The sequence below is a fragment of the Corynebacterium sp. KPL2850 genome (assembly GCF_040225855.1).
GTDB lineage: Bacteria > Actinomycetota > Actinomycetes > Mycobacteriales > Mycobacteriaceae > Corynebacterium.
Window position 1 is genome coordinate 1 of sequence record NZ_JBEHFV010000068.1, and the last position, 1,720, is coordinate 1,720.

Sequence of the window (1,720 nt, forward strand, 5' to 3'; positions counted from 1 at the left end):
CCCGTATGCCCCTGGGAAAAGTGCAATTATCCTGCCGATGAGTGCCAGATTCACCACCTAGAAAGCTGGCAGCACGGTGGCAATACCAATGCCGCTAACCTCGCTACTTGTTGCCCGTACCATAACGGCGTCAACGATGATGACCCGCAGGCCCCGCCGCGGCGCGGGCGATTGGCCCGAATACAAGGAAAGGTCCGCTGGCTTCCGCCGTGGGCCACGAACCCCGGCAGCCCGAACGAAAACGACCGGCCGCCATCCTAAGAATCCGGGACAAGAGGATTAGCGCAAAAGGATCCGCGCGCCCGCACCGATCCACAGGCTCAGGGCCAAAAATCTAAGCGACCGCGCTTGTGCGCCGCGCGAGCTGAATAGCCGGCGCAATGGGCACTAGGAAACCCGCCGATGGATCGCAAAAGCTCCCCGCCGTCAAGGCGAGGAGCGTACGAGTCGTGTTTAAACGCTAGTTATGAGCAGCAGCGCTTAGGAAGCGTCGAGATCCTGCTCGATGAGGCCGGCGATCTTCTCAACGGCTTCTTCGTTGTCAGAGGTAACGGTGACCTCGTCGCCCTGCTCGGCACCGAGGGCCATGATCATCAGGGAAGAAGCTGCGTCGGTTTCGTTATCGTCATCTTCACCGACGAGGTTCAGGAAGATGTCCTCGTCGTATTCGCCGGCGGCGTCAGCGATGATGGAGGCAGGACGTGCGTGCAGTCCTACAGAGGAGCCCACCTTTACAGTCTTGGAAGCCATGGAAATTATCCTTTCTGTAGTTAATTTATCGTGATCCAGTGTACGAGCGTTTGGTTTATGCCGCCACGTTCTGGGAACCGGTTTTGGTCTCTGGAGCAGCCTTTTGCGCAGCTTGCTGGACGGTCTTATTGGGCCAGAATTGCTTCATGGCCAAGACCGCGACGGTGGATACCGCCACGCCGGCGAGGATTGCGACTAGGTAGGCCCAGAACGGATCGATGGCGAAGGCGACGAAGACACCACCGTGCGGGGCGCGCGACTCGACCGACAGCGCCATGGAAATAGCACCCGTCACGGCGCCACCAGCCATCATGGAAGGGATGACGCGGAACGGATCGGCCGCGGCGAAGGGGATGGCACCTTCGGAGACGAAGGACAAGCCGAGCAACCAAGCGGACTTACCGTTTTCCTGCTCGGCAGGGGTAAATAGCGATTTGCGGATGAAGGTTGCCAAGGACAGCGCGATGGGCGGGACCATGCCGGCGGCCATGACAGCGGCCATGATTTGCATGGAGGCTGCGTCGCCAGTGGACAATCCGGCGGTGGCAAAGAGGTAGGCGGCCTTGTTAACCGGGCCACCCAAGTCGACGCACATCATCAGGCCCAAGATGATGCCGAGCACTACAGCAGATGAGCCAGACATGGAAGACAGCCAATTTTGCAGGCCCTCCATCAGCGCGGCCAGTGGGGCGCCCAGCAAAAGGTACATCGACAGGCCAACGACGAGGGAGGTCAAAAGCGGAATGATGACCACCGGCATGAGGGAACCGAGCCAGCGCGGGACCTTCCAATTGCCAATCCACAGGGCGATAAAGCCGGCCAACAAACCGGTGACCAGGCCACCGATAAAGCCCGCGTCGAGCGTTACGGCGATAGCGCCGCCGACAAAGCCCGGCGCAATACCCGGGCGTCCGGCCAGGGCGTAGGCGATATAGCCAGAAAGTGCGGCAACGATAAAGCCCATCGCGGC

General features: G+C 60.3%; 3 protein-coding genes. 1 reads left to right on the forward strand and 2 read right to left on the reverse strand.

Annotated elements, in window-relative coordinates; all coding sequences use genetic code 11:
* Positions 1 to 261, forward strand: a 261-nt coding sequence (locus ABRP93_RS11565; protein ID WP_349888015.1) for an HNH endonuclease signature motif containing protein, incomplete at its 5' end; no start/stop codon positions are given.
* A 219-nt stretch (positions 262 to 480) separates the two neighbouring features.
* Here ABRP93_RS11565 and ABRP93_RS11570 read toward each other — a convergent pair.
* Both ABRP93_RS11570 and ABRP93_RS11575 read right to left on the reverse strand, forming a co-directional pair.
* A complete protein-coding gene (locus ABRP93_RS11570; RefSeq protein WP_239269539.1) occupies positions 481 to 750 on the reverse strand; it encodes an HPr family phosphocarrier protein in 270 nt (89 codons plus the stop codon).
* 55 nt (positions 751 to 805) lie between these two features.
* On the reverse strand, positions 806 to 1,720 hold a 915-nt coding region (locus ABRP93_RS11575; RefSeq protein ID WP_349888016.1), incomplete at its 5' end, for a PTS fructose transporter subunit IIC.